The sequence below is a fragment of the Bradyrhizobium sp. BRP22 genome (genome assembly GCF_020194175.1).
Taxonomy (GTDB): Bacteria; Pseudomonadota; Alphaproteobacteria; order Rhizobiales; family Xanthobacteraceae; genus Bradyrhizobium.
This window is the reverse complement of sequence record NZ_JADYVX010000033.1, coordinates 18294-43602: the sequence shown is the minus strand read 5'-3', so window position 1 is coordinate 43602 and position 25309 is coordinate 18294. Positions and strand designations below refer to the sequence as shown.

The 25309-nt window shown below is 63.4% G+C and carries 25 protein-coding genes; 15 read left to right on the top strand and 10 right to left on the bottom strand.

The features are described 5' to 3' along the window. Positions 1 to 80 precede the first annotated feature (80 nt). Positions 81 to 1976 carry an alpha amylase C-terminal domain-containing protein gene (locus tag I6F35_RS30730; protein WP_225121383.1) on the bottom strand — a complete coding sequence of 632 codons (1896 nt, stop codon included), beginning with the start codon at positions 1974 to 1976 and terminating at the stop codon, positions 81 to 83. Between the two features lie 200 nt (positions 1977 to 2176). Here I6F35_RS30730 and I6F35_RS30725 point away from each other — a divergent pair, with 200 nt between their 5' ends. From I6F35_RS30725 to I6F35_RS30710, 4 genes are all read left to right on the top strand, one after another. Continuing rightward, positions 2177 to 2359: a hypothetical protein gene (locus I6F35_RS30725; protein WP_225121382.1), complete on the top strand. Its 183-nt coding sequence runs from the start codon at positions 2177 to 2179 to the stop codon at positions 2357 to 2359. Positions 2360 to 2653: 294 nt separating this feature from the next. After that, a complete protein-coding gene (locus I6F35_RS30720; RefSeq protein WP_225121381.1) occupies positions 2654 to 3109 on the top strand; it encodes an Hsp20 family protein in 456 nt (151 codons plus the stop codon). Positions 3110 to 3197: 88 nt separating this feature from the next. Continuing rightward, complete coding sequence (locus tag I6F35_RS30715) at positions 3198 to 3515, top strand: hypothetical protein (protein WP_225121380.1); 318 nt, start codon at positions 3198 to 3200, stop codon at positions 3513 to 3515. Positions 3516 to 3539: 24 nt separating this feature from the next. Continuing rightward, entirely contained in the window at positions 3540 to 3734 is a 195-nt protein-coding gene (locus tag I6F35_RS30710) for a hypothetical protein (RefSeq protein ID WP_225121379.1), read from the top strand. 55 nt (positions 3735 to 3789) lie between these two features. Here I6F35_RS30710 and I6F35_RS30705 read toward each other — a convergent pair whose 3' ends face one another. Then, a complete protein-coding gene (locus I6F35_RS30705; protein WP_225121432.1) occupies positions 3790 to 4179 on the bottom strand; it encodes a hypothetical protein in 390 nt (129 codons plus the stop codon). On the opposite strand from I6F35_RS30705, the gene I6F35_RS30700 reads away from it, so the two are divergent. Together I6F35_RS30700 and I6F35_RS30695 are read left to right on the top strand one after the other, a co-directional pair. Beyond that, positions 4073 to 4558 carry a hypothetical protein gene (locus tag I6F35_RS30700; protein ID WP_225121436.1) on the top strand — a complete coding sequence of 162 codons (486 nt, stop codon included), beginning with the start codon at positions 4073 to 4075 and terminating at the stop codon, positions 4556 to 4558. The genes I6F35_RS30705 and I6F35_RS30700 overlap by 107 nt on opposite strands. A gap of 164 nt (positions 4559 to 4722) precedes the next feature. Then, on the top strand, positions 4723 to 5343 hold the full coding sequence (locus I6F35_RS30695; RefSeq protein ID WP_225121378.1) for a helix-turn-helix transcriptional regulator: 621 nt from the start codon (positions 4723 to 4725) through the stop codon (positions 5341 to 5343). 187 nt (positions 5344 to 5530) lie between these two features. Here I6F35_RS30695 and I6F35_RS30690 read toward each other — a convergent pair whose 3' ends face one another. The 3 genes from I6F35_RS30690 to I6F35_RS30680 all read right to left on the bottom strand — a co-directional run bounded on the left by I6F35_RS30690 (position 5531) and on the right by I6F35_RS30680 (position 7516). Further along, on the bottom strand, positions 5531 to 5779 hold the full coding sequence (locus tag I6F35_RS30690) for a hypothetical protein (RefSeq protein ID WP_225121377.1): 249 nt from the start codon (positions 5777 to 5779) through the stop codon (positions 5531 to 5533). Between the two features lie 116 nt (positions 5780 to 5895). Continuing rightward, on the bottom strand, positions 5896 to 6636 hold the full coding sequence (locus tag I6F35_RS30685) for a Crp/Fnr family transcriptional regulator (RefSeq protein ID WP_225121431.1): 741 nt from the start codon (positions 6634 to 6636) through the stop codon (positions 5896 to 5898). A gap of 172 nt (positions 6637 to 6808) precedes the next feature. Beyond that, on the bottom strand, positions 6809 to 7516 hold the full coding sequence (locus tag I6F35_RS30680; protein WP_225121376.1) for a Crp/Fnr family transcriptional regulator: 708 nt from the start codon (positions 7514 to 7516) through the stop codon (positions 6809 to 6811). A gap of 642 nt (positions 7517 to 8158) precedes the next feature. Between I6F35_RS30680 and I6F35_RS30675 the strand changes: the two genes are divergently transcribed. The 5 genes from I6F35_RS30675 to I6F35_RS30655 all read left to right on the top strand — a co-directional run bounded on the left by I6F35_RS30675 (position 8159) and on the right by I6F35_RS30655 (position 12162). Further along, positions 8159 to 9739, top strand: a complete 1581-nt coding sequence (locus tag I6F35_RS30675; RefSeq protein ID WP_225121375.1) for a flagellin — start codon at positions 8159 to 8161, stop codon at positions 9737 to 9739. Between the two features lie 186 nt (positions 9740 to 9925). After that, a complete protein-coding gene (flbT, locus tag I6F35_RS30670; protein ID WP_225121374.1) occupies positions 9926 to 10306 on the top strand; it encodes a flagellar biosynthesis repressor FlbT in 381 nt (126 codons plus the stop codon). A gap of 245 nt (positions 10307 to 10551) precedes the next feature. After that, positions 10552 to 10935 carry a response regulator gene (locus tag I6F35_RS30665; RefSeq protein WP_225121430.1) on the top strand — a complete coding sequence of 128 codons (384 nt, stop codon included), beginning with the start codon at positions 10552 to 10554 and terminating at the stop codon, positions 10933 to 10935. A 30-nt stretch (positions 10936 to 10965) separates the two neighbouring features. Continuing rightward, the gene (locus tag I6F35_RS30660) at positions 10966 to 11841 is read left to right on the top strand and encodes a protein-glutamate O-methyltransferase CheR (protein ID WP_225121373.1); all 876 of its coding nucleotides are present in this window, start codon (positions 10966 to 10968) and stop codon (positions 11839 to 11841) included. 3 nt (positions 11842 to 11844) lie between these two features. Continuing rightward, positions 11845 to 12162: a PilZ domain-containing protein gene (locus I6F35_RS30655; RefSeq protein ID WP_225121372.1), complete on the top strand. Its 318-nt coding sequence runs from the start codon at positions 11845 to 11847 to the stop codon at positions 12160 to 12162. Between the two features lie 68 nt (positions 12163 to 12230). Here I6F35_RS30655 and I6F35_RS30650 read toward each other — a convergent pair whose 3' ends face one another. Then, positions 12231 to 12542 carry a hypothetical protein gene (locus tag I6F35_RS30650; protein WP_225121371.1) on the bottom strand — a complete coding sequence of 104 codons (312 nt, stop codon included), beginning with the start codon at positions 12540 to 12542 and terminating at the stop codon, positions 12231 to 12233. Positions 12543 to 12694: 152 nt separating this feature from the next. Between I6F35_RS30650 and I6F35_RS30645 the strand changes: the two genes are divergently transcribed. Further along, complete coding sequence (locus I6F35_RS30645; protein WP_225121370.1) at positions 12695 to 13342, top strand: response regulator; 648 nt, start codon at positions 12695 to 12697, stop codon at positions 13340 to 13342. 78 nt (positions 13343 to 13420) lie between these two features. On the opposite strand, the gene I6F35_RS30640 is transcribed toward I6F35_RS30645, so the two are convergent. Next, entirely contained in the window at positions 13421 to 16540 is a 3120-nt protein-coding gene (locus tag I6F35_RS30640; RefSeq protein ID WP_225121369.1) for a PAS domain S-box protein, read from the bottom strand. Positions 16541 to 16701: 161 nt separating this feature from the next. Here I6F35_RS30640 and araD point away from each other — a divergent pair, with 161 nt between their 5' ends. The 3 genes from araD (at position 16702) to I6F35_RS30625 (ending at position 20745) form a co-directional block, all read left to right on the top strand. Further along, a complete protein-coding gene (araD, locus tag I6F35_RS30635) occupies positions 16702 to 18438 on the top strand; it encodes an L-arabinonate dehydratase (protein ID WP_225121368.1) in 1737 nt (578 codons plus the stop codon). 92 nt (positions 18439 to 18530) lie between these two features. Then, positions 18531 to 19250 (top strand): ribonuclease activity regulator RraA, encoded by a 720-nt coding sequence (locus I6F35_RS30630; RefSeq protein ID WP_225121367.1) that lies wholly within the window; start codon positions 18531 to 18533, stop codon positions 19248 to 19250. Positions 19251 to 19302: 52 nt separating this feature from the next. Continuing rightward, positions 19303 to 20745, top strand: a complete 1443-nt coding sequence (locus I6F35_RS30625; RefSeq protein ID WP_225121366.1) for an aldehyde dehydrogenase family protein — start codon at positions 19303 to 19305, stop codon at positions 20743 to 20745. Between the two features lie 162 nt (positions 20746 to 20907). Here I6F35_RS30625 and I6F35_RS30620 read toward each other — a convergent pair whose 3' ends face one another. From I6F35_RS30620 to I6F35_RS30610, 3 genes are all read right to left on the bottom strand, one after another. Continuing rightward, positions 20908 to 21468 (bottom strand): flavin reductase family protein, encoded by a 561-nt coding sequence (locus I6F35_RS30620; RefSeq protein ID WP_225121365.1) that lies wholly within the window; start codon positions 21466 to 21468, stop codon positions 20908 to 20910. 183 nt (positions 21469 to 21651) lie between these two features. Beyond that, on the bottom strand, positions 21652 to 23769 hold the full coding sequence (locus I6F35_RS30615) for a S9 family peptidase (protein ID WP_225121364.1): 2118 nt from the start codon (positions 23767 to 23769) through the stop codon (positions 21652 to 21654). Between the two features lie 196 nt (positions 23770 to 23965). Continuing rightward, complete coding sequence (locus I6F35_RS30610) at positions 23966 to 25150, bottom strand: aminotransferase class V-fold PLP-dependent enzyme (protein ID WP_225121363.1); 1185 nt, start codon at positions 25148 to 25150, stop codon at positions 23966 to 23968. Between the last annotated feature and the right edge of the window lie 159 nt (positions 25151 to 25309).

Below are 25309 nucleotides of genomic sequence, written 5' to 3'. Positions count from 1 at the left end.
CACTCGAACGAAAGCCCTAGCATAATGGAGTCCGCGCGGGAATGTCATCACTCAGCGCCGCGAGGAGGCCGCTGGCGATGTCAGGCTCTTGCGAAGACCAGAAGCCCGTTCGCCGGAATCGTCAATGTGGCAGAGGCAGGCAGGCCGTGCAGCGGCGGGCCATCGGCATGCACGCCGCCATCGGCGGTGACGGTCACCTCGCGGTCGTAGATGTCGCTGTTGAACACCTCGCGCCAGCGGCCTTCGCTGGGGAAGCCGATCGCGTAGTCGCGGTGCGGGCTTTCGTTGAGACTGCAGACCACCACGACATCGCCGCCGTCGCCCTCGACCCAGCGCTGGAATGCCAGCACGCGGTTGTCGTCATGGACATGGATGACAGCGCAGCCTTCGCCGCGCAGCCCCGGCATCGCCAGGCGCAGGCCGATCAAGTCCGAGGCAAAGCGCAGGAAGCCGGCCATCACCTCATCGCCACGGTCGAACGCCGTCCAGTCGATTTCGGTAGCCGTGCTGGGCGTGTCGCTCCATGGCTTCGAAGTCAGCAACTCCTGGCCCATGAACAGCATCGGAATGCCCGGCGCGGTCAGCAGCAGCCCAAGCGCGACACGGCTGCGGCTGCGCGCATACCAGGATCGCGGATTGCTGCCGTCGGCGAGCGCCGCGATCCGTTCGTCGCGGCCAGCATAGACGATGTCGTGGTTCTCGATCGCATGCACCGCACGCCAGCGGTCGCGCAGGCTCATCGCAGCGATCGCGTCTGCGATCGGAGACATCGGCACATGCGCGGTGGCGCCGAGCGAAGCACTCGCAATCGCCGCCCGCACGCTGTTGCGGATGCCGTCGCTCCAGGTGGCGTCGAAGCCTGCGCCGCCTTCGCTGCGATCCTTCACGATCCACGTATTGACCGGCCAATATTCGGCGATCTGGATCGCCTCGGGTTTTTGCGCGCGCAATGTCGAGGTGAGGTCCTGGCAGGTGGCCCAGCCGCCGAACCGGTCGATCACGCTGACTTCGTCGAAGCGGAAGCCGTCGATCCGGTACTCCTCATAGAAGAAGGCGGCGTTGTCGATCAGGAACTGTTTGACGTCGTCGTTCCAGAACGCGAACACCAGGCCGCCCGCCCAGCCCTGGTCGGTGAAATAGAGGCTGTTGTTGTTGTCGCCGGGGAAGTGGCGATCGAGAAACCACAGGCTCTTGTCGTCAAACCCGCCGCCGGCGTGGTTGTAGACGACATCGAAGATCACAGCGATGCCATGGACATGGCAGATGTCGATCAGCGCACGGAGCTGGTCATCGCTGTGCCTGACGATGTCGATGCCGGCATAGGGCGCATGGCCGGCCGCCTGCAGGATCGCGTTGGTACGATCCAGATAGCGGCTGAGCTTTGCCTCATTGGCTTCGGCATATTGGTTCTCGGGGCTATAGAGATCGACGCCGTTATAGCCCATGCTGAAGGTGGTCGGGAATTCCTGGATCGGCAACAGCTCGATGGCATTGACGCCGAGCGCGGCGAGGTGCGGCACGCGCTCGATCACGTCGAAGAACTTGCCATCGGCGTTTTCCGGATGAGGCGCGAACGTCCCGACGTGAAGCTGGTAGACGATGAGATCGTTGAAGGCCGGCGGCACGAAGCGCTCGACGTGCCACGGAAAGCGCGCCGCATCGCGCAGCAGCGAATTGCAGGCCGGAAAGGACGGCTGGAAGCTCAACAGCCGCGCCCGGGGATCGCGCTTGAAGCCGGACGAGCCGACGCCCTCGACATAGAACAGGTAGGCATCGCCGTCCTTCAGGTCAGGCACGAAGCACGCCCAGTGGCCGCCTCCGATCTCTGACATCAGCGAACTGGCATCCTGCCTCCAGCCGTTGAAATCGCCGGAGACATGGACGGCGCTGGCCCGCGGCGCCCAGACCCGGAACGTCGCCCCGCCGGGCACGAGCGTGCCGCCCATCGGGGCACGGGTAAGGTCCGGCTCAAGCATCTGTCTTCCCCCTGAACGCCTTCCGCCGGAAAGAATGGGCCCGGCGGTGAAACCGGGCAAGATTGTTGCCCACCACTATTACGCGAATGCGAAAACGGAGAGCGCGTCTGGGGAGAAAAAAACGGGAGAAGCGATAACTCGCGGAACCAAGGACCGGCCCAGCGACTTATTCGCGCAGGCTTTCATCGAGGCTCAAGCAAATGAAATTGCTGCAGCGTCTCTCCCGGCTGTTCTGGCGGAGCCGGGAGTTGCGCCAAACGCCCGGCTTTCCTCAACCCTCCATCGATGCCGACGAATTCGCCCGGCTGCTGTGCAGCCGGCGGGTCGAAGATTTGAAGACGCTGGCGAAGAAGTTGAGCCAGCAGCCGAAGGCGCACGCCTGAGGCTTTGGTCCGTCGTCTCGCCTGGCTTGCGCGTCCCGCCAAAGGGGGTGCGGCGGGCCTGTTGCTTGCCGTCATTGCAATGACGCGGTGAGAGCGACGTATTTCGGCCCAATCCCCTCGCGTTGAAGGCCAAAATTTTTTCGCAGCCTCCCCTTGAAACTGGATCGGGCTTCTCCAAGATTTTTTTCGCCATCCGGTAGATGGCGTCCGGGCGCCTGACGGGCCCGGACCAGAACGGGCACCGGTCGTGTCCGGTGCCGCTCGTATCCAACTTGCTCATTGGAGGATTTGGCTATGCGCAGCTACGACTTTGCTCCCCTGTGGCGTTCGACCATCGGCTTCGACCGCCTGTTCGATCTCGTCGATGCCGCGGCTCGCACCGGCGAGGACAACTATCCACCCTACAACATCGAACGGCTCGGCGAAGATCGCTACCAGATCTCGCTTGCGCTGGCGGGCTTCTCGCCTGACGAGATCTCGGTGACGGCCGAGAGCAACGTGGTCACGATCGAAGGCAGCAAGTCCGACAAGGCCGAACGCGAATACCTCTATCGCGGTATCTCGGCGCGGCCTTTCAAGCGCCACTTCAATCTCGCCGACTACGTGCAGGTGAAGAGCGCCGCGTTCGATAACGGACTTCTGAAGATCGAGCTGGTCCGCGAGGTGCCCGAGGCGATGAAGCCGCGGCGGATCGCCATCAATGGCGCTCCCGCGAGCAGCGTGCAGCAACTCGAAGCAAAAGCGGCGTAACGTCCTCGGCACGGCGATGCATGCCCCGCCCGGATCACGTGCCGGGCGGGACGGTCGAAAGTTGTCTGACAAGCATTGGGAGCAACCGATGATCGATCACACTGACAATGTCGTCGATTTGAATGTCATCCTGCACCCCGCCTCGGCTTACGACCATCCGCGCGATGTGCTGGCGGATGCGCAGCTGTCGACGGCGGAAAAGCGCGCCGTGCTCGCCTCGTGGGCGTCCGACGCGGCCGCGGTGTCGTCGAATCCGGCGCTGCGTGAACTTCCGGGTACCAAGACCGCGGTCAGCATTGATGAGGTGCTTGAAGCGCTGTCGGCCCTCGACCCCGATCCGTCGGGATCGCCGGGCGGCAAGCCGTACCGGCGGAAATCGACCTCGCGTGTCGCGCTGGCGGCATAGCGCACATCAGGGGCTGGGGAGATCATGTTCCGGGTATTTGCGAGGAACGGCGCCGGCGGCGTCTCCGTCATCCTCGCGACCGCGGCCGCGGCGCTACGAAAGGCAGAGGAGTTTCGCGACGACGGGTTTCGCACGGTCTCGGTGCTCGACGCATCCGGGGCCACGATCAACGAAACCGAGCTGATCGTCATTGCGCAAGCCGAGAGCAAAGGCGCGTGACCATGAGGCGCGGTGGGCTTTCATCCGCGCCGCGCGGAAGCAAAGGTTCACGGTGCTACTGCGCCTTCTCGTGCGCCGCCATGCCGACCGCCTTGTAATCATAGGTCGGATAGAATTCGGTGCGATAGGCGCCCCAGGCCTTGTCCTCGAGTATGCGATTGACTTCGCGGAGCCGTGATGCCGGCAGCCGCAGCGTCACCACCTGGCCGACGCCCATCATCACATACCAGCTCACGACCTCGACACCCGCCGGCGGGAAGGCCTTGTAGTAGCCCTGCTTGTCGAGCTGCGCGTTGAGCTCGCTGAGCGGGCGCGATTGATCGTGCTTCAGGAACACCGTGATCATCACCGCATTGTCGGCGGTCGGCGGCGCCGCGCTTTCCGCGGATGTGGTCTGTGCTTTGGCACCCGATGCGAACGCCAAGGCGCAAGCAAGTGTCGCCATCGCAAGCCATGATCCGCTTACTCGCGCCATCGCGGTCTCCATCATCGCTGTGAAGATTGAGATCGCGATCATCGCGACGCCGGTGAAGGCTGTAAATCGCAAAGACCAGCGCGAGGCGCCCTGCTTCGATCACACAATCGTGCAGCCCTGGCAGCATCAGCAAACGCGCCGTGTCTTCATCGCGACGTCGTGTTTCAGAATGTTTCGCGAGATGTTCCCCAAAAGGTTCCCGAGCTTGCGCAGCAATGCGGCGGTTCCTCACGCGAGTCTTTGGCGATTCGCTACTTGCCCGAGAATCGCCAAAATTCGTGATGTGGAACTCACAGCTTTGTTCGTGGAACTACGTTGTTCTGCCGCAATTTCAGTATTTTCCCGATGAGTAGAAATACTGAGAACTGCCACAATCTTGCGAGAATTGTTGCAAAGTCTAGGCCTGTCTGCCTCTATTTCCTTGTGAGCTGGCAACACATGGTCGCGTTCTCAGTATTCCTACTGAGTGCCGGATTAACGCGGGAACAGCCTTAGGGTCGCTAGATCGGTCGCATGACACAGCACGAGCATCGAACCGACGGGTCGCATCTGTCAAAGTGGATGGAAGAGGGCGCCCCATTCGAAAGCAATCGTGAGATTGTGGAACTCGCCGCAGAGCGCGCGCGTGCCACGGAAGAGGCCGGCGCTGCGATCGCGCGCCAGTTCAATGGTCCGATGACGGCGCTGCTGCTCTACATGAACGAGATCAAGCAGCACAGCCATCAGTTCGCGCATTCGCCGGCGGCCCGGGTCTACCTGCAGCAGGTGGTCGAGAACGCGCTGCATCAGACCGAGCGTGTCTGCGCGATGCTGAAGCAGATTTCCGACATTCAGCCTGGATCCGCTCCCGTCATCGATCAGAAGACGGGATGGGACAATCCGCCCGCGCGCATCAAGGACGAAAGCCGGCCGCCAAAGACGACGGTTGCATCCAAGGCCGGCCAGAAGCCGCTCACCCGGCGCGAGCGCGAGGTGCTCAGGCTCATCAGCGAAGGCTATTCCAACAAGCAGGGCGCGTTGCGCATGAACATCAGCCCGCGGACCTTCGAAAGCCATCGCGCTGAAGCGATGCGCAAGCTTGGCGCGCGCAACACCGCCGACCTCGTCCGCAAGGCGCTGATGCAGTCCGCCTGATCACTGGAGCGTTTTGAAGCGAAGTGGGTATGGTGCGCGTGAAGAATACGCGCCACTATTCGATTCAAATTGATCGCTCACGATCTTGGAGCGCATGCCGTAGCCCGGATGAAGCGCCGGCGTAATCCGGACCGCCCGACGCAGATCTCCCGGATGACGCGTTCGCTTCGCCCGAGCTGGAGGTCGTTCAGAGATAATCTTCGGCGAAGGCGCGGATGCGCGGGGCGGGCCGCAGGTTTACGGTCGCGGGCTTCGAGACTTCCGGGATGATGGTGATGGTCCAGGCGGCCGGAACGCTCGACTTGTTTTCCACGATGGATCGAACGTGACCCGTCACCGTCGAGCCGGCCGACCGCGTGGTTACGGTCCTGCCGTTGAACTGTGCGATACGAAAACGCCTGGCTTCCTTCTGGTCCGTCGTTTCGAACGTGAACATGTCAGCTCTCCCGTGTTCACGGCGATTATCGTCGGTTAAGCTTAGCTGTCCGTGAAAATTTCGAGCCGTAGAAGTACGGCCGGATTTTCACGCGGGAGACAAGCGCGCCGTTGCGCTTAAGCCGTGCAGGACTCGCCGTGCCTGACGAGGCGGGTGTATTGCGCCTTGACCGTCGCATAGCATTCGCACGAGGTTTTCATCAGGCCGTCGAAATTGGTGATCTCGATATGGCCCCGGCTGTAGTGGATGAAGTCCGCCTGCTGAAGCGTGTGCGCGACCAGCGAGACGCTGTTGCGGCGTGCGCCGATCATCTGGGCCATCGCTTCCTGCGTAAGCACGATCTTGTCGCTGCCGGACAGGTCGCGGGTATGCAGGAGGCAGCGCGCGAGTCGCGACTCCACGGTATGGGAAGCATTGCAGCCGGCGGTCTGCTGGATCTGCGCATGGACGGCGAGCCCATGCCGCGCCAGCGCGCGACACAGCGTCGCGCTCTGATCGGCGGCGAGACGGAGCTGGTCGAGCTCGATCGTTGAAGCGATGCCGGGCACCACGACCACCGCGCTGTTCAATGCGGTCGGATCGCCAAGCGCGGCGAGCGCGCCGAAGATGCTGTCGCGACCGACCATGGCGACCTGCACCTGCTCGCCGCGCGCTAGCTTCACGATCAGGGAAATCGCGCCCTTGTGCGGAAGCCAGGCGCGCCTCAGCACTTCGTCGACCTCGACCAGGACCATGTCCGGGGTGAGTTCGACAGTGCGAAGATGCGGGCGGATCAATTCGAAATCGGATGCCGACAATGCGGATAAGAATCCGTTCGGCGGACGAGGAACCGAATCCAAAGCAGTCTCCTGCCTCATAAATTCATAAACCGAGCGTCCCGGCCTGGCAGCCCGCACACGCTGCCCGAGTTGCAGGATGACCTTGCCGCGCAGCGCGGGCAAGGAAAACCTGTCGATTTGACGAGTGCCATTTGATGCTTGCGGGCGACTGTGGCCCCTGCGACGCGGGTTCCGCCACCTGCACGTGTTCTCATCCCGTCTTGAGCAGTCGACCGCATTGCGTCCTCACGGCGGTATAGCATTCGCAGGCGACTTTCTGCAGGCCCTCGAGATCGATGATTTCGATATTCCCGCGACTGTAGCGGATCAGGCCCGCCTCCTGGAATGCGTGTGCCACGATCGAAACGGCATTGCGCCGGACGCCGAGCAATTGCGCCAAGGATTCCTGCGTCAGCGGCAACGGTTCGCCGTCACACAACTCTCGGGCGTGCAGCAACCAGCGCGAGAGGCGGGATTCGACCGTGTGCGATGCGTGGCATGTGGCGGCTTGCTGGGCCTGCACGGACAGCGCCTGCTGATGCCTGACCAGGAGATCCCGCAGGACGCCGCTTCCCTCGATCAAGGCACGCAGGCGATCGGCGGCGATAACGGAGGCGACCCCGGGTACAATCACAACGGCGTCGGCAAGCGATGGCCCGTCATGGAGCGCGGCAGCGCCGCCGACGATGCTGTCGCGGCCGATCTTGGCGACTTCCACCGTCTCTCCCTCGGCGAAGCTGACGATCATCGAGACCATGCCGCCGTGCGGCAGATAGACATCGCCGATCGGCGCGCCCGCCTCAAACAGCACGGCGTGCTTGGCCAGGTCGACGGTTGCGAGATGTGGACGCAGCAACTCGAATTCCGCGGCCGGGAGAGTCTGCAACAGATGATTGGAAGGACGCGATGATCCTGACATTCCCTCTCCTGCCGAAAGGCGGGAGCTCACCGTCTCGCGTCACCTACTCTTGGCGTGTCGATTGAAGGAAGAATAGCTTGCTCAGACGATTGCACAAGGGTTACGCGTTTGTGGCTATACACACCTTACCGGGCAGACAAACCGCGTTGTTTGCGACCGAACCGGAACAGCATGTTGATTCTCGCGCGCAAGCGGTGAAGGATTTGCGCGCGTGCGTAGCTGCAATACTGCTCGGCATGATTGAGGGGAACTTATCGGCGCCGCGCGGCTGCCTTTAATCCGAAGAGACAAACGCGAAGCGTTCGCGCACAGACGATGCTCGAACAGAGAGACGCGCGGCCGCGATTTGAATAAAACTCATCGCTATCACTCGCTATCTATCGACGACGACAAATTGTCCGCGATCCGCGATCGGCGAACGCAATCCATCGCGCGTGCTGCTGTTCCGATCTGCGCATCACACACGCGATCATCTCAGTAGAACTACTGAGAAACAGGTCTGCATACGCATTTTCTGGGTATTTGTACTGAGGAGCGATTTAACGAACGGGTAGCGCCGCCGGAACAGTGTGGCACGGTCGCCGGAGTGAAATTTCCGGACGACTGCGTCAATCGTGTGTTCATCCAGAAGGGTATCAAACTATGTCCGGCATTATTCTTTCGGCTTCGGTTCGCCAGAACCTGCTCTCGCTGCAGTCGACCGCTGATCTGCTCGCCACCACGCAGAGCCACCTCTCCACCGGCAAGAAGGTCAACTCGGCCCTCGACAATCCCACCAACTATTTCACCGCCGCTTCGCTCGACAACCGCGCCAGCGACATCAACAACCTGCTCGATGGCATCGGCAATGGCGTGCAGGTGCTGCAGGCAGCCAACACCGGCATCACCTCGCTGCAGAAGCTGGTCGACAGCGCCAAGTCGATCGCCAACCAGGCGCTGCAGGCGACCTCGGGCTATTCGTCGAAGTCGACCGCCACGTCGGCGGTTATCACTGGCGCGACCGCCACCAACCTGATCGGCACTGCCGATACGGCTGCGACCGTGAGCGGCACCGCGGTGACCAACCTTCTCGGCACCGAGACCACCACTGCGGCTGGATTTGCCAACGGTGACTCGTTCACGGTCAATGGCAAGACGATCACCTTCGCGACGGGCGGCGCGGCCGCGACCGCGGCCTCGACCACGGACGCTGCAGGCAACGTCACGATCAACCTGACGTACACCGCGGGCGCCACGGACTCGACGGTGGCGGATGTTCTCTCCGCGATCAATGGCATCACCGGTGGTACATCGTCGGTCAGCGCCGGAAACGTCCTGACCATCAGCAACGCCGCCGCTGACAAGACGAACAGCATCACCCTTGGTGGGTCCAGCACGGTCCTCGCCAAGCTGGGTCTTACCGCAGGTGAGACCAAGCCGACCAACACCAAGGATAACCAGGTCCTCAGCATCGCTGCGATCGGCAGCAAGGCGGCTCAGAACATCACCATCGGAACCGGCACCGGTGCGGTAAACACCCTGGACGATCTGAACAAGAAGCTCGCCGACAGCAACCTGGTGGCCTCGCTCTCCAGCGATGGCAAGCTGAGCATCACGACCGCGAACGACGATGCGTCGGTTGATCTGACCGGCAAGATCACCGGCAGCGCCACGGGTGCCTCCGGTCTGCTCGGGACGCTCACCACGGCCGCTCCGGTCAAGGATGTCAACGCGCAGAACACCCGCGCCGATCTGGTCCGCCAGTACAATATCGTGATCGACCAGATCAAGACGACGGCGCAGGATGCCTCCTTCAACGGCATCAACCTGCTGAACGGCGATCAGCTCAAGCTGGTGTTCAACGAAACCGGCAAGTCGCAGCTGACGATCAACGGGGTGACCGACGATCCGGCCGGCCTCGGCCTGGCGGCGCTGACTGCCGGGACCGACTTCATCGACAACGACACCACCCAGAAGGTTCTCACCGCGCTGAACAACGCGTCGAGCACGCTGCGTTCGCAGGCGTCGGCCTTCGGTTCGAACCTGTCGGTCGTGCAGATCCGTCAGGACTTCTCCAAGAACCTGATCAACGTGCTGCAGACCGGCTCGTCGAACCTGACGCTGGCCGACACCAACGAGGAAGCGGCCAACAGCCAGGCGCTGTCGACCCGCCAGTCGATCGCGGTGTCCGCGCTGGCGCTCGCCAACCAGAGCCAGCAGAGCGTGCTCCAGCTGCTCCGTTGAGCTCTGCGACGAAACCGAACACGGAAGCGGCGGAGGCAACTCCGCCGCTTTCGGACTGAACGATCGCGACACGGGACGGCGGCCCGTCCATCGCCGGTTCGCGCGACCAGGACTTCAAAGATCGAGGGCGGCTAGACGCCCCCCGCCGTTGCCTAGAAAAGCCGTTGCCTAGAAAAGGAGACGATCATGCCGTTACGCGTCGAGCTGAAGCCGTTTGAACGGATCGTCATCGGCGAGACCGTGCTGATCAACTCCGGCACCCGCACTTCCTTCCTGATCGACGGCGAAGCGCCGATCCTGCGCGAACGGGACACCGTGACCGCGGAGACCGCCAATACCCCGGCGCGGCGGCTCTACCACTGCGTCCAGACCATGTATCTGAAGAACGACGTCCAGCGTTATCGGACCGCCTATCTCGGCTTCGCCAAGGAGTTGCGGGAGGCCGATGCCGGTGCGCGCGAGGCGCTCGACCTGGTTAACCAGCACGTGGCGAGCGGCGCGCTTTACAAGGCGCTCAAGGAAATCCGCAAGCTGATGCAGCGCGAGCAGCAGCGCGCCGCGGCCTGAGCGGGCCGGCACGCCCTCGCATACCAAAACTCCAACGAATCCATTGCCTTCGAGCCCGGACGGGCGGCAGCCATCGATCGCGTCATCGGGCACCGCGCCCTCGCGCGGTATCAATATGCCATCCGTATTCGCACGGACGGTAAAATTAAGCGGTTGTGAGCCCGCTGGCGTCTATCGATTGACCAGGATCTACAAGAACAGTCGAGAGGCGAATTCAGATGGACGATCCCCGGACCAGCGAGCAATTGCGGACCTGCCTGGTCGTCGATGATTCCAGGGTGGTGCGGAAAATCGCGCGGCGCATCCTGGAAGAGCTCGATTTCCAGATCATCGAGGCCGAGAACGGCGAGCGGGCGCTGGATGCCTGCAAGCGCGCCATGCCGACGGCGGTGCTGCTCGACTGGAACATGCCGGTGATGGACGGCCACGGATTCCTGCTCCAGTTGCGCCGGCTGCCGGGCGGCGACCTGCCCAAGGTCGTGTTCTGCACGACCGAGAACAACATCGATCACATCTCCCGTGCGCTCGAGGCCGGCGCCGACGAATACATCATGAAGCCGTTCGACAAGGACATCATCACCGCCAAATTCCACGAGGTCGGTCTCATCGCAGCCTCGATACCCGCCTGATCGTGTCATCCCTTTCCTGAAGAGGCTGTCGTGAATTCTCCCGACTACGAGTATCTGCGTAAACTGTTCAAGGACCATTCCGGTCTCGACCTGTCCGCGGACAAGCAATATCTGATCGAAAGCCGGCTGCTGCCGCTGTCGCGCAAATGCGGCCTCTCCGGCATCGACGATCTCGTGCAGAAGATGAAGGCCGGCTCGGCCAGCCATATCGCGCAGGCGGTCGAAGCCATGACCACCAACGAGACCTTCTTCTTCCGCGACAAGGCGCCGTTCGATCATTTCCGCAATGCGATCATCCCGGAACTGTTGAAGGCGCGGTCGAGCCGCAGGACGATCCGGATCTGGTGCGCTGCCGGTTCGACCGGGCAGGAGCCGTATTCGCTGGCGATGTGCCTGAAGGAGATGGGTGCGCAGCTTGCGGGCTGGCGCACCGAGATTCTCGCGACCGATCTGTCGCAGGAGGTGCTGGAGAAATCCAAGGCCGGCATCTACAGCCAGTTCGAAGTGCAGCGCGGCCTGCCGATCCAGTTGCTGGTCAAGTACTTCAAGCAGAACGGCGAGCTCTGGCAGATCAATGCCGACATCCGCGCCATGGTGCAGCATCGACAGCTCAACCTGCTGCATGACTTCGCGCAGCTCGGCACTTTCGACGTCATCTTCTGCCGCAACGTGCTGATCTATTTCGACCAGGACACCAAGATTAACATCTTCAGCCGCCTCGCCAGGTCGCTCGAGACCGATGGCTTCCTGGTGCTCGGCGCCGCAGAAACCGTCGTCGGCCTGACCGACGTCTTCAAACCCTGTCCTGAGAAGCGCGGCCTCTATCGGCCGACCGGCGCGCGGCCAGCGGCCGCTCCGATGGCGCCCGCCGCCACGCCCAGGATGGCCGTGATCGGAGGACGCTGACAGATGAAGGAAGCAGGCAGCGGAACGGATCGGGTGACATTCAGCCGCGGTTATGACGTATGCATCATGGCCATCGATGGAACCTGGCGGCGCAATTGCGTGCTCAACGCCATCTCCGAGAATGACGCGGTCCTGACCGTCGAAGGCTCCATCCAGGGCCTTAACCTTAAGGAGTTCTTCCTGCTGCTGTCTTCGACCGGGCTCGCCTATCGCCGCTGCGAACTGGTCCGCGTCAACGGCACCGAGATGGACATCCAGTTCATCCGCGGCAAGCCCATGAAAAAGCGCCCCACCACGACGGCCGAACTTATCGATTCCTGAGGCGCCGCATCGCCGGCGGAGCTGCGACGCCACCACCACTGCCATGCGAGGGAACCGAAAACCGCAAGCTAGTTCAGGCGGTGCTCCATTGCCTTCACTTCGAGCAGGAACTCAAGGGCGGCGCCGAGATCGGCGTCGCACGCCTTCAACACCTCGCCCGCTCTGGCATAGCGCGGTGTGATGTCGTCCAGCACGATAATGTCATCGTCGATGGCCTCCGCGGACGCCAGCGAGGCTTCGCAGGCGATCGCGCTCTCGACCCGCGACAGGCTCGCCTGCACCTGCCCGATCAGGCACTTCAGGTCCGAGACGATCGATCGATAGGCGTCGTTTCCCTCGACGGTCTCGGTGGCAATGTTGTTTTCTGCGGCTTTCTGCATGCGCATTCTCCACTGTACCCTACCTTTAGGGACCGCGGTGCTACTTGTGCGTTAAGCCATCGTCCCGTACAAATACGGGCCAATTCGATGCGATGTCGAGCGGAGTCATGGTTTCGGTTTGCCAGGTTTCACCACTCAGGGACGAATGACCTATGGCTGAGAGTGTTTCCTCCCGTGGGGAGATCTTCGTAGTCGATGACGATCCCGCCGTCCGCGACACGCTTTCGATGGTTCTGTCCGCAGCCGGCTATCAGGTGATCTGCTTTGCCGACGGCGCCGCGCTGTTGTCGGTGGCGCGAACCAGGACGCCAGCCTGCATCCTGCTCGACGTCCACATCCCCGGCAAATCCGGCCTCGATATCCTAAGGGAACTGCACGGCGAGGATTATCCGGCGCCGATCTTCATGATCTCGGGGCAGGGCGACATCGCGATGGCCGTCAGTGCCATCAAGAACGGCGCGCTCGACTTCATCGAAAAGCCGTTCCGCGGCAGCGAAATCGTCGCTCGCCTCGATGAGGCAATCGGCGCCTATACGCGGCGGCAGGCCGACAGTTCCGCGTCGCGAATTGCGACGCTGCATTTTCCGGGGCGCGAGCCGCTCACGCGGCGCGAGCGCGAGGTGCTGGAACAATTCACGGCGGGCGCTTCCAACAAGGAAGCGGGGCGTTCCCTCGGCATCAGCCCGCGCACGATCGAGGACCATCGCGCCAACATCATGAAGAAGCTCGGTGCCAGGAATGCCGCTGACCTCGTGCGCATCGTGATGACCGCGCAGCAGCAACAGCAGCGCTCTGCTTAATGTGTTGTAGCATGTCGTCCCGGCTCGAGGCCGGGACGACAGCGTGATTGTTGCGCGAGTTGTTGCAATCCGTCGCACCTACGCGCCCAGCGCCTTGCGGATCATGATCGCCATGTCCGATTTGCGATAGGGCTTTGCCAGCAGCAGCACGCCTTCGTCGAGCCGGCCGTGATGGATGATGGCGTTCTCGGTATAGCCCGAGGTGAACAGCACCTTCACGTCGGGCTTCAGTCTGCGGATCTCCTCGGCAAGCTGGCGCCCGTTCATGCCGGGCATGATCACGTCGGTGAACAGGAGGTCGAAGGGCCGGTCCGCGCGGGCGATCGCCAGCGCCGCCGCGGCGTTCGCCGCATCCAGCGTGACATAGCCGAGCGAGTGCAGTTGCGTCAGCACATAGTCGCGCACCAGCTTGTCGTCCTCGACGACGAGGATGGTCTCGTTGCCGCCCTCGAGTTTTGCTGCGGGCGCCGTCTCGATCGTCGCCGTCGCGCTGGTCGCGGGCGGCAGGTACATCCTGACCGTGGTGCCGTGGCCTTCCTCGCTGTAGATCTTGATGTGTCCGGCCGACTGCTTGATGAAGCCGTAGACCATGCTCAGGCCAAGCCCGGTGCCCTTGCCGGGTCCCTTCGACGTGAAGAACGGATTGAACACCTTGTCGATGATGTCGGCCGGGATTCCGGTGCCGGTGTCGCTCACCGCGATCATCGCATAGCGCCCCGGACGGACGTCGCCCTGCAGTTTGGCGTAGGTTTCGTCGAGGAAGACGGTGCCTGTCTCGAGCACGAGCTTGCCGCCATCAGGCATCGCATCGCGAGCATTGAGCGCGAGGTTGAGGATCGCGGTGACGAGCTGGTTGGGGTCGACGATCGCAAGGCAGGTCTCGTCCTCGAAGATCGATTCGATCTCGACATGCTCGCCGAGCGTCCGCTGCAGCAGCTTGGTGGTCTCGACGATCAGCAGGTTGACATCGACCTCGCGCGGATCCAGCGGCTGCTTGCGGGCGAATGCCAGCAGATGCTGCGTGAGCTCGGCGCCGCGCGCCGCCGCCTCGTCGATCATCTTGGTGATCGCGGCCAGTTGCGGTTCGTGCTTCACCGCATCGGCCAGGATCTCGATCGTGCCGGTGATGACGGTGAGGATATTGTTGAAATCATGCGCGATGCCGCCGGTGAGCTGGCCGACGGCCTCCATCTTCTCGGCCTGCCGCATCCGCTCCTCGGCGGCGATCTTGTCAGTGAGGTCGCGGACGAAGCCATTGAATACGAAACCGTCGCGGGTCTTCAGCGCGGCGATGCTGAGTTCCGCGGTGAACTCCGTACCGTCGCGCCGCCGTATCAGCACCTCGCGGCGCGGCTGTTGCACCTGGACGCCGCCCGTTTTCAGGAAGGCCGCCAGCGCCGCCCTGAGCGGGCCGTCCGGCCGCCCCAGCAGTTCGAACACGTTCTTGCCGAGCGCCTCCTCGCTGGTCCATCCGAAGATGCTTGCCGCTTGTGGATTCCAGTAGCGGATGATGCCGTTCTGATCGATCTGCACGAAGGCGTCGAGCGCGCTGTTGATGATGCCGCGCGCCAGTTGTTCGCTCTCCAGCAGATTCTGCTGCGCCTTGCGGCTTTCAGTCATGTCGCGCGCGGTCTTGCAGATGCCGATGATGGCGCCGGATGCCGACTTGATCGGCGAGATCGAGAGCGAGACCTCGACCGGCGTGCCATCCTTGCGCAGCCGCACGGTCTCGTTGTTGGCGATGGTTTCGCCCCAGCCGATCCGGCGCAACACGTCATCTGTCTCGAAGGCATGGTCGGGCGGCACGATCAGCGAGATGTGCCGGCCCACCGCCTCGGTTGCGGCATAGCCGAACAGGCGCTCGGCGGCCGGATTCCAGCCGGTGACGGTGCCATCCAGCGACGTCGTGATGACGGCGTCGTTGGCGGATTCGACCGCGGCGCTGAACAGGCGCTCGCGCCCCGCAAGGCGGTCGCGCGCGGCTTCGGTGCGCAGATGCTCGACCACTTCGCGCTCGAGCGCAACCGTCTTGGCATTCGCCTCGTTGATCACGCGCACGAAGGCGCGCGCCAGCACGCCGGTCTCGCCCGGCGCATCGACGGGGATCGCGTCCGTGCCCTTTTCGGCGACGCTCTCGATCGCCGCCGTCAATTGCCTGATCGGCCGCATCAGCGATCTTGCGATCAGGATCGCAAGGCCCGCCGCGGCCAGCACGGCGAGCAGGCCAACCACGATCGAGCTGTTGCGGATCGTCGCCGCCGGCGCCATGAACACCGCGTTCGGCGCCATCTCGATCACCGCGATCCATTCATTGCCGGCGAGCAGCGCGGGCGCCAGCGCCACGCCGTTCGGCCGTCCGCCCGCACCTTCGACCATGCGCGAGAAGCCCTGCGTCGTATCCGCCGACGACGCCAGATAGGGAAAGTCGCGCCGCCAGTCGGCTCCCGTTCCGCCGAATTCACGCGCGCGGTCGGGATGGATCAGGTAGTTGCCTCTGCTGTCGACCACATAGGCCGTTTCGCCCGGCCGCACCGAGCCGCGCACGCGGTCCAGCTCGCCGCGCATGTCGATCTCGATCAGGATGATCCCGAACGGCTTGCCGTCGGCCGCCGGCACCGGTGTCGCCACCCGCAGGATCGCCGCGGGCTGCGCTGCGCCTGCATCCTTGTCCAGTTCCACCGGCGAGACATAGATCCCGCCGATACCAAGCGCGAGCGCATCGCGGACATAGGGCGCATCGCCGGCGCGCGGCAACTCCGCTTCCGGCACGGCGCGAACGGCGCCGTCCGCTCCCGAACGGTCGACGCGGACGATTTCACGGCCGCCATCGGCAACGCCGATGTAGCGCACCCGCGCATAGGCCGGCTTGATCGCAAGCTGCGCGGCAAGGCGGCTTTCCAGCCGCTCGCGCCACAGCGCCTCGCCGACATGATCGACCGGATCCGTACCGTCATTGAGACGGGCCCGCATCATGCCGACGACTGAGGCAAGATCGCGAAAGATCACGATGTCGGTGCGCGCGCTGTCGGTATAGGAGACGAGGTCGCCGGCGACGAAGCGCGAATGCGTCTCGATCCGGTCGAGCACGCGCGGCACGAACGCTTGTTCCAGGTTGCGATAGCTCAGCCACGCGACCGCGCCCACTGCGATCGCAACCAGCGCAATCATGGCGATGGCGAGTCTGGTTGTGAGCGTCATCTGTGCGGCTGCGGCCTTCTCTGTCCGAACCAGGCGGTGGGTGTGGTCGCCGCCCGGGGCAACCCAATGCTAGAGCGTATCATCACGTGGAAGCAATACGCACTTGCCGGCCCCACGATCTCTGTGACATGACTTCGAAAGGGTTCCTGGACAGGTGCAAAATGACAAGAAAGAAAAGCCCGGAGACGCTCCGCAGCGCGCGCTGGTTCGCGCCCGATGATCTCAGGGCCTTCGGCCACCGTTCGCGCGCCATGCAGATGGGCTACGCGCCGGAGGAGTGGAAGGACCGGCCGGTGATCGCGATCATCAACACCTGGTCGGACGCCCAGCCCTGCCACATGCATTTCAAGAGCCGCGTCGACGACGTCAAGCGCGGCGTGTTCCAGGCAGGCGGCTTCCCGCTGGAACTGCCGGCGCTGTCGCTGTCGGAATCGTTTTTGAAGCCGACCACTATGCTCTATCGCAACATGCTGGCGATGGATGCGGAAGAACTGTTGCGCGGCCATCCGGTCGACGGCGTCGTGCTGATGGGCGGCTGCGACAAGACCACGCCGGCGCTGCTGCTCGGCGCCACCTCCATGAACCTGCCGACGATCTATCTGCCGGCCGGCCCGATGCTGCGCGGCAATTGGAAGGGCCGCACGCTCGGCTCGGGGTCGGACGCCTGGAAATACTGGGACGAGCGGCGCGCCGGGAAGATTTCGGACCGCGACTGGGTCGACATGGAAGCCGGCATCGCCCGCAGCTACGGCACCTGCATGACCATGGGCACCGCGTCCACCATGACGGCGATCGCCGAAGCCATCGGCATGACGCTGCCGGGCGCTTCGTCGATTCCAGCGGCGGATGCCGGGCACATCCGGATGGCGTCCGAATGCGGCCGCCGCATCGTCCAAATGGTATGGGAGGATCTGACCCCGCAACAGATCCAGACGCGAGAGGCCTTCGAAAATGCCATCACGGTCGCGATGGCGATGGGCTGCTCGACCAATGCGATCATCCATCTGATCGCGCAGGCGCGCCGTGCCGGGCAGGAGATCGGGCTTGACGATTTCGAGAAGGCGAGCCGCAAGGTGCCTGTGATCGCCAATGTCCGCCCGAGCGGCGATCTCTATCTGATGGAGGATTTCTTCTATGCTGGCGGTCTGCCGGCGCTGATGAACCGGATCAGGGATCATCTGCACCTCGACTGCCTGACCGTGACCGGCGGGACGCTGGGGGAAAACATCGCCCGCGCCGAAGTCTATAACGACGATGTCATCCGCACGGTCGCGAACCCGATCTACAAGGAGGGCGCGCTCGCGGTGCTCAAGGGCAACCTCGCCCCCGATGGCTGCGTGATCAAGCCGAGTGCCTGCGATCCGCGCTTTTTGAAGCATTCAGGCCCGGCGCTGGTGTTCGACGATTACCCTTCGATGAAAAAAGCTGTCGACGATCCCGATCTGGATGTGACGGCTGATCATGTCCTGATCCTGCGCAACGCAGGGCCGCAAGGCGGGCCGGGCATGCCGGAATGGGGCATGCTGCCGATTCCCACAAAACTCGTGCGGCAAGGCGTGCGCGACATGGTGCGGATTTCGGATGCGCGCATGAGCGGCACCAGCTACGGCGCCTGCATCCTGCATGTGGCGCCCGAAGCTTACGTCGGCGGCCCGCTCGCGCTGGTGCAGAACGGCGACCGCATCACCCTCGACGTCGCCGCCCGCAGCATCACGCTGGATGTTCCAGCGCAAGAGCTCGAACGTCGCCGCGCCGCCTGGAAGCCGCCGGAACGCCGCTACGAGCGCGGCTATGGCTGGATGTTCTCACGCCACATCAAACAGGCCAATGAAGGCTGCGATTTCGATTTCCTGGAAAGCGGTTTCGGCAAACCGGTGGAGGAGCCGTCGATTTATTAACTCCGTCGTTCCGGGGCGATGCGAAGCATCGAACCCGGAACCTCGAGATTCCGGGTTCGCTTCGCGCCCCGGAATGACAAGAGGATCAAACCATGTCCAAACTCAGCGGCGCCACCCGCAACAAGCTGAAATCCATCTCCACCGCCACCGTCGCCACCGCGCTCTACAAGCGCGGCTTCCGCATCCAGTGCATCCAGGACGTCCACCCCTTGAGCCCGGACCAGCCGACCATGGTCGGCGAGGCCTTCACGCTGCGCTACATGCCGGCGCGCGAAGACCTCAACAAGCTCGACGTGTTTCGCGATCGCTCGCATCCGCAACGCAAGGCGATCGAGGATTGCCCGCCCGGCGCGGTGCTGGTGATGGACAGCCGCAAGGATGCGCGCGCCGCCTCGGCCGGCGCCATCCTGGTGACGCGCCTGATGAAGCGCGGCGTTGCCGGCGTCGTCACCGATGGCGGCTTTCGCGATTCCGCCGAGATCGCCAGGCTCGGCTTTCCCGCCTATCATCACCGGCCGAGCGCGCCGACCAACCTGACACTGCACCAGGCGATCGAGATCAACGTTCCGATCGGCTGCGGCGACGCGCCGGTGTTCCCCGGCGATGTGATCCTCGGCGATAGCGACGGCGTCATCGTCATCCCCGCGCATCTCGCCGACGAGATCGCCGATGAAACCTTCGAGATGACCGCATTCGAGGATTTTGTCGCCGAGGAGGTCCACAACGGCCGCGGCATTTTCGGCCTCTATCCCGCCACGGATCCGCAGACATTGACCGATTTCGCGGCGTGGCGGAAAAAGAACGGGCGCTGATCCACTTTCAAGCATATGGCCGGCACCAAGACCGGCCAGGACGGAGGAAGCCATGCTGATGTTCAACAATCTGATCGACGGCGAATGGATGTCTGACGGCGCACGCTCGCCCAACGTCAATCCATCCGATACCAACGACATCGTCGGCGAGGCCGTGCGCGGCACCCGCGCCCAGCTTGATGCCGCGGTCGCAGCCGCCAAGGCGGCATTCCCCGCGTGGTCGCGGGCGACGCCGCAGGTCCGCTACGACATCCTCAAGAAAGCATCCGATGAAATCCTCGCGCGCAAGGATGAATTGGGCCGCCTGCTGTCGCGCGAGGAAGGCAAGACCTTGCCCGAAGGCATCGGCGAGGCGGCGCGTGCGGGGCAGATCTTTGCATTCTTTGCTGGCGAGTGCCTGCGCATGGCCGGCGAAAAGCTTTCGTCCGTGCGGCCCGGCATCGACGTCGAGATCACCCGCGAGGCGCTGGGCGTGGTCGGCCTGATCACGCCCTGGAATTTCCCGATCGCGATTCCGGCCTGGAAGATCGCGCCCGCGCTCGCCTATGGCAACACGGTCGTGATCAAGCCGGCTGACCTGGTGCCGGGCTCGACCTGGGCGCTGGTCGATATCCTGCAGCGTGCCGGCCTGCCCAAGGGCGTGCTTAACCTTGTGATCGGCCGTGGCTCCGAGGTCGGCGCCGCGCTGCTCGAACATCCCGATGTCAGCGCGATCAGCTTCACCGGATCGGTGGCGACGGGCCAAAAGGTCGCCGCGGCCTGTGTGGCATCGCGGCCGATGAAGAAATTCCAGCTCGAGATGGGCGGCAAGAATCCGCTGGTCATTCTCGACGATGCGGACCTGAAGGTCGCCGTCGAATGCGCCGCCAACAGCGCGTTCTTCTCCACCGGCCAGCGCTGCACGGCGGCCTCGCGCCTGATCGTCACCAAGGGCATTCATGACAAGTTCGTCGCCGCGCTCACCGAACGTCTGAGCGGCCTCAAGGTCGACGACGCCCTGAAGGCCGGCACCGATATCGGCCCGGTCGTTGACCAGAACCAGCTCGATCAGGACCTGAAATATCTCTCGATCGGCAAGGACGAGGGCGCCAAGCTGGCGTTCGGCGGCGAGCGGCTGAAGCGCGATGCGCCCGGCTTCTATCTGCAGCCGGCGCTGTTCACCGAAGTGACCAACAAGATGCGGATCGCACGCGAGGAGATCTTCGGACCCGTCGCGGGCGTCATTCGCGTCAATGACTATGCCGAGGCGCTGGCGACCGCAAACGATACCGAGTTCGGCCTGTCCGCGGGCATCTGCACCACCAGTTTGAAATACGCCAGTGACTTCAAGCGAAACGCCGAGGCCGGCATGGTGATGGTCAACCTGCCGATCGCCGGCGTCGACTACCACGTCCCGTTCGGCGGCCGGAAGGGCTCCAGCTATGGTCCGCGCGAGCAGGGCAAATACGCGGCCGAGTTCTACACGACCGTGAAGACCGCCTATACGAACCCGTGAGAATTGCGTCATGGCATTCAGGGATGCTGCACTCCCTCTCCCGCTTGCGGGAGAGGGCTGGGGTGAGGGTGTCTCCGCATTGGGACTCCCCCGAAGGAGGGCTACGCTCTCCCGCAAGCAAGCGGGAGAGGTGAAACCAATCCGCAGCCGATTCAATCGCCGCTACAACATCTCCGGCTTGAACAGCTTGCGATACTTCCGCGTGTTCTCGCCCGAGATCATGAACTCGCCGTCGCCGCGATAGTGAATGGTCTTCGGATATTTCGGCGAGGCCGCAACATGCGCCTTCACCACTTCAAGCACGAACAGGCTGTATTTCCGGATCAGGCTTGAATCGACCAGGTGGCATTCGAAATTGGCGTAGCACTCCTCGATCAACGGCGCGCGCACCTGCTCGCCGGGCGTGGGCGTCAAACCGAACTCGGCGAACTTGTCGATGTTGCGTCCCGAGCTGTTGCCGATCTTCACGACCGTCGGCGCCAGCTCGACGGTCGGCACGTTGATCACGCATTGCCTGCTGCGGCGGATCAGTTCGAAGGAGTGGTTGGCGTCCCAGATGTAGCAGCCGATCAGCGAGGGCTGAAACTCCATGATCATGTGCCAGCCCATGGTCATGATGTTGGTCTCACTTCTGTGCGCGGAGGAGACCAGCACGATCGGCCCCGGCTCGAGAAAGCGCCTGACGTTGTCGACAGGGAAATCCGTCTTGGTATAGCGCGGCATTGGGCTTCCTCTGAACTGTCGTCCCGGACAAGTGAGCGCAAGCGAACGCCGATCCGGGACCCATAACCACAGGCAGTCATGGCGACGAAGACTCGGAGTTACGGTTCAGGTCAACAACGAAGTTCGGTGGCGATGGGTCCCGGGTCAAGCCCGGGATGACGTGGGGAGAGAGCGAGGGCTCACTTACGATATCTTCGCTTCCGCCAATCCCACCGCCCACAGCGCGAACGCGTAGACGATCGCGACTTCATCGAGACGGTTGAAGCGGCCGGATGCGCCGCCGTGTCCGGCGCCCATGTTGGTGCGCAGCAGCACCGGCCCGCCGCCGGTCATGGTCGCGCGCAGTCGCGCGATCCATTTTGCCGGCTCCCAATAGGTGACGCGCGGATCGGTCAATCCGCCCATCGCGAGGATCGCGGGATAGTCCTTCGCTGCGACGTTGTCGTAGGGCGAGTACGACAGGATGGTGCGGAAATCCTTTTCGCTCTCGATCGGGTTGCCCCATTCCGGCCATTCCGGCGGCGTCAGCGGCAGCGTATCGTCAAGCATGGTGTTGAGCACGTCGACGAACGGCACTTCGGCGACGATGCCGCCGAACAATTCGCCGGCGCGGTTCGCAACCGCTCCCATCAGCATGCCGCCGGCCGAGCCGCCGTGGCCGACGATGCGTTTTGCGCTGGTGTACTTTGCCTCACACAGCGCGCGGGCGGACGCCGCGAAATCATCGAAGCTGTTGGTCTTCTTCTCGCGCTTGCCGTCGAGATACCAGCCCCAGCCCTTGTCGGCGCCGCCGCGGATATGGGCGATCGCATAGACGAAGCCGCGATCGACCAAGGACAGGCGGTTGGTGCTGAAGGAGGCCGGCATCGCCATGCCGTAGGAGCCGTAGCCATAGAGCAGGAGCGGCGCCTTGCCGTTGCGGACGAAATCCTTGCGGTGCAGGATCGAGACCGGGACTTCTGCGCCATCATGCGAGATCGCCATGATGCGGGTGGTGACGTAATCGGCCGGGTCGTGGCCGGACGGAATCTCCTGGCGCTTGCGCAACACCCGCGTCCGCTTCGTCATATCGTAGTCGTAGACTTCCGAAGGCGTCGTCATCGACGAATAGGAGAAGCGCAAATTCGTGGTCTCGAATTCGTACGAGCCCATGGTGTCGAGCGAGTAGGCGGCCTCGTCGAAGGCGATCGCATGCTCCTCGCTGCTGGCGAGATCGCGGATCACGATCGCCGGTAGCGCATTGGCGCGCTCCAGCCGCACCATGTGGCCGCTGAACAGTTCGAGATCGATGATGTAGATGCCTTCACGATGCGGGATCAGGTCGCGCCAGTTCTTGCGCTCGGGCGAGCCGAGCGGCGCCGTCACCACCTTGAAGTCGATCGCGTCATCGGCATTGGTGAGGATGAACAGCTCGTCGCCGCGGTCGGCAATCGAATATTGCACGCCCTCTTCGCGCTCGGCGATCAGCCGTGGCGGCGCCTCGGGATTGGCAAGATCGATCAGCCGCTGCTCCGACGTCTCGTGATCGCCGCCCGCGATCACGCAGAAGCGCCCACTCGCGCTCTCATGCAGATGGGTGAACCAGCCGGAGTCCTGCTCTTCGTAGACGAGCGCGTCATCCGCTTGCCTGGTGCCGAGCCGATGCCGCCACACCTGCATCGGGCGATGATTGTCGTCGAGCTTGACGTAGAAGAAGCTCTTCGCGTCCGCGCTCCACACCACGCCGCCGTCGGTCTCCTCGACGATGTCGTCGAGATCATTGCCCGTTGCCCAGTCGCGCACGCGGATCGAGAAATATTCAGAGCCCTTGGTGTCGGCGCTCCACGCGTGCAGCCTGTGGTCGGGCGAATGCCGGCTGCCGCCGAACCTGAAATAGTCGGAGGATTTCGCCAGCTCATCACCGTCGAGCACGAAATGCGCCTCGCCGCCGTCGCGCGGCATGCGGCCGAACAGCTCATGCTGCCCGCCGTCGCGGAATTTGCGGAAATAGGCAAACGGCCCGTCAGGCGAGGGCACGCTGGAATCGTCTTCCTTGATCCGCCCGCGCATCTCCGCGACCAGCTTCTTCTGCAGAGGTGCGGTGTGGCCGAGCAGGCTCTCGGTATAGGCGTTCTCGGCTTCGAGATAGTTGCGAATGTCGGGATCGAGGATCGAAGGATCGCGCAGCACCTCCTGCCATTTCGGATCCTTCAGCCAGGCATAATCGTCGGTTACGGTGATGCCGTGCCGCGTGAAGGAATGCGGCCGCCGCGGCGCGACGGGCGCGGGGTGGGCAGGTTTCTTGGTAGCGGATTGATCCACTCGACCCTCGTTTGGTTTTTGCGTTCCGCCGGTCCCTTCGCTCGTCATGCGCGGGCTTGACCCGCGCATCCACCCAAGAAAGGCGTTTTTCGCAAGATGATGGATTGCCGGGTCAAGCCCGGCAATGACGGCCACCGTCGGAACGAGATGTCATCGAGACATATATCGGTTCGAATGGGTGGATTGCCAGATGCGGTCAGGCGCGCACGTTTTCGCCCAGCCATTCGATCGCGGCTTCGGTTCCGCCCTTGCCGTGGGGGATGCCGAGTGCGTTGAGCGCGACCTCGACCACGCCGAGCGTACCCAGGATCATCGGCGCGTTGACGTGGCCCATATGGGCGATGCGGAAGGCCTGGCCCTGCAGGTCGCCGATGCCGGTGCCGAGCACGACGCCGCATTTTTCCTTGCAATAGCGCTGCAGCGCCGCCGGGTCATGGCCGTTCATGGTGACTGTCGTCACCGTGTTCGAGCGCTCGGCAGGCTCGGTGATGTTGAAGCCGAGCACCTGGCCCTCTGCCCACACCGTAACGGCGCGCCGCACCGCTTCCGCAAGCAGGCGATGGCGCAGATGCGCGTTCTGCAGTCCCTCGGCATGCAGCATGTCGATCGCCTTGCGCAAGGCGAACAACAGATGCACCGGCGCGGTGCCGGCATATTTGCGATAGTGCTCGGTGCCTTCGCGTTCGGTCCAGTCCCAATAGGGCGTGCGCAGATTGGCACGCTTGTGCACGTCCTGCGCGCGTGCATTCGCGGCGACGAAGCCCAGCCCCGGCGGCGTCATCAGGCCCTTTTGCGAGCCCGACATCGCAACGTCGATACCCCAGGCGTCCATCTCGAACGGCATGCAGCCGAGTGAGGCCACGGTATCGACCATGAACAGGGCAGGATGGCCGCTCGCCTTGACCGCCTTGCCGATCGCCTCGATGTCGTTATAGGCGCCGGAGGCGGTGTCGACCTGCACCGCGAGGATCGCCTTGATCGCGTGCTCCTTGTCGCGCCGCAGCCGCTCTTCCACTTCCGCGGGTCGGATCGCGCGGCGCCAGTCGCCCTTCAGCACTTCGACCTCGGCGCCCATCGCGGATGCGGCAAGACCCCAGCCGATCGCAAAGCGCCCGCTCTCCAGCACCAGCACCTTGTCGCGGCGCGACAGCACGTTCGAGAGCGCGGCCTCCCAGGCGCCATGGCCGTTGGCGATGTAGATGTAGGATTTGCCCCTGGTGGCGAACAGTTTCGAGAGATCGCGCAGCAGGCTCTCGGTCAGTTCGACCATCTCTGCCGAGTAGATATCGAGCGCCGGGCGATGCATCGCCTGCAGCACCTCGTCGGGCATCGTGGTGGGTCCGGGGATGGCCAGAAATTCCCGGCCCGCGCGAACGGTCATTGTTGTTGTTCCTTACGGCTGCGTCACGGAGACAGGCTTTGCATGCAGGATGGCGACAGGAGATTCAAGTCCACTGATGATATTGGATCGGAACCGTCATTGCGAGCGCAAGCGAAGCAATCCATCTCAACACTTGCGGAGGCATGGATTGCTTCGTCG

What these genes read in the sequence shown, in the direction of transcription:
- I6F35_RS30730 (WP_225121383.1), bottom strand. Translation starts at nt 1,976, where the DNA reads ATGCTTGAGCCGGACCTTACCCGTGCCCCGATGGGCGGCACGCTCGTG.
- I6F35_RS30725 (WP_225121382.1), top strand. Translation starts at nt 2,177, where the DNA reads ATGAAATTGCTGCAGCGTCTCTCCCGGCTGTTCTGGCGGAGCCGGGAG.
- I6F35_RS30720 (WP_225121381.1), top strand. Translation starts at nt 2,654, where the DNA reads ATGCGCAGCTACGACTTTGCTCCCCTGTGGCGTTCGACCATCGGCTTC.
- I6F35_RS30715 (WP_225121380.1), top strand. Translation starts at nt 3,198, where the DNA reads ATGATCGATCACACTGACAATGTCGTCGATTTGAATGTCATCCTGCAC.
- I6F35_RS30710 (WP_225121379.1), top strand. Translation starts at nt 3,540, where the DNA reads ATGTTCCGGGTATTTGCGAGGAACGGCGCCGGCGGCGTCTCCGTCATC.
- I6F35_RS30705 (WP_225121432.1), bottom strand. Translation starts at nt 4,179, where the DNA reads ATGGCGACACTTGCTTGCGCCTTGGCGTTCGCATCGGGTGCCAAAGCA.
- I6F35_RS30695 (WP_225121378.1), top strand. Translation starts at nt 4,723, where the DNA reads ATGACACAGCACGAGCATCGAACCGACGGGTCGCATCTGTCAAAGTGG.
- I6F35_RS30690 (WP_225121377.1), bottom strand. Translation starts at nt 5,779, where the DNA reads ATGTTCACGTTCGAAACGACGGACCAGAAGGAAGCCAGGCGTTTTCGT.
- I6F35_RS30685 (WP_225121431.1), bottom strand. Translation starts at nt 6,636, where the DNA reads ATGAGGCAGGAGACTGCTTTGGATTCGGTTCCTCGTCCGCCGAACGGA.
- I6F35_RS30680 (WP_225121376.1), bottom strand. Translation starts at nt 7,516, where the DNA reads ATGTCAGGATCATCGCGTCCTTCCAATCATCTGTTGCAGACTCTCCCG.
- I6F35_RS30675 (WP_225121375.1), top strand. Translation starts at nt 8,159, where the DNA reads ATGTCCGGCATTATTCTTTCGGCTTCGGTTCGCCAGAACCTGCTCTCG.
- flbT (WP_225121374.1), top strand. Translation starts at nt 9,926, where the DNA reads ATGCCGTTACGCGTCGAGCTGAAGCCGTTTGAACGGATCGTCATCGGC.
- I6F35_RS30655 (WP_225121372.1), top strand. Translation starts at nt 11,845, where the DNA reads ATGAAGGAAGCAGGCAGCGGAACGGATCGGGTGACATTCAGCCGCGGT.
- I6F35_RS30650 (WP_225121371.1), bottom strand. Translation starts at nt 12,542, where the DNA reads ATGCAGAAAGCCGCAGAAAACAACATTGCCACCGAGACCGTCGAGGGA.
- I6F35_RS30645 (WP_225121370.1), top strand. Translation starts at nt 12,695, where the DNA reads ATGGCTGAGAGTGTTTCCTCCCGTGGGGAGATCTTCGTAGTCGATGAC.
- I6F35_RS30640 (WP_225121369.1), bottom strand. Translation starts at nt 16,540, where the DNA reads ATGACGCTCACAACCAGACTCGCCATCGCCATGATTGCGCTGGTTGCG.
- araD (WP_225121368.1), top strand. Translation starts at nt 16,702, where the DNA reads ATGACAAGAAAGAAAAGCCCGGAGACGCTCCGCAGCGCGCGCTGGTTC.
- I6F35_RS30630 (WP_225121367.1), top strand. Translation starts at nt 18,531, where the DNA reads ATGTCCAAACTCAGCGGCGCCACCCGCAACAAGCTGAAATCCATCTCC.
- I6F35_RS30625 (WP_225121366.1), top strand. Translation starts at nt 19,303, where the DNA reads ATGCTGATGTTCAACAATCTGATCGACGGCGAATGGATGTCTGACGGC.
- I6F35_RS30620 (WP_225121365.1), bottom strand. Translation starts at nt 21,468, where the DNA reads ATGCCGCGCTATACCAAGACGGATTTCCCTGTCGACAACGTCAGGCGC.
- I6F35_RS30610 (WP_225121363.1), bottom strand. Translation starts at nt 25,150, where the DNA reads ATGACCGTTCGCGCGGGCCGGGAATTTCTGGCCATCCCCGGACCCACC.